2 protein-coding genes are annotated in these 484 nt (G+C 59.5%); both read left to right on the forward strand.

Annotated features, from left to right (window positions below; translation table 11 throughout):
- The coding region (locus O7A61_RS32400; protein ID WP_337133205.1) for an alpha-ketoglutarate-dependent dioxygenase AlkB at positions 1 to 303 on the forward strand (303 nt) is incomplete at its 5' end.
- The coding region (locus tag O7A61_RS32405) for an ATP-dependent DNA ligase (protein WP_442921143.1) at positions 303 to 484 on the forward strand (182 nt) is incomplete at its 3' end. The genes O7A61_RS32400 and O7A61_RS32405, both read left to right, overlap by 1 nt.

Raw genomic sequence — 484 nt, forward strand, 5'->3', positions numbered from 1 at the left:
GCGCCCGGCTGCTTCCAGCAGGTTCTCGTGACCGAGTACGCGCCCGGCACCGGGATCGGCTGGCATAAGGATCGCTCCGTTTTTGGCGATGTTGCCAGCATTTCGCTGCTGTCTTCCTGTATCTTCAGGCTTCGCAGGCGAACGGTTAAGTCGTTCGAGAGGAACACCCTCGTTGCCGAGCCGCGCTCCGTCTACCTTCTCCGCGGTCCGTCGCGCACCGAATGGCAGCACAGCATTCCCGGCATCGAAAGCCTGCGCTACTCGGTCACGTTTCGTAACGTGCTCGAAGAAGGTGAATACTAGTGGCGCGCGTATCTACATTGCCGAAGCGCCTCCAGCCCATGCTCGCGACGCTGACCGACGCGCCGTTCGACGATAAGTGCTGGATATTCGAGGATAAGTATGACGGATTCCGCATGGTCGCTAGAATCGACGGTGGCAAGGTCACTCTCTACAGCCGCAACGGCAAGATCATCAGCCACAG

The organism is Mesorhizobium sp. Cs1321R2N1, assembly GCF_037179725.1.
GTDB lineage: Bacteria > Pseudomonadota > Alphaproteobacteria > Rhizobiales > Rhizobiaceae > Mesorhizobium > Mesorhizobium salmacidum.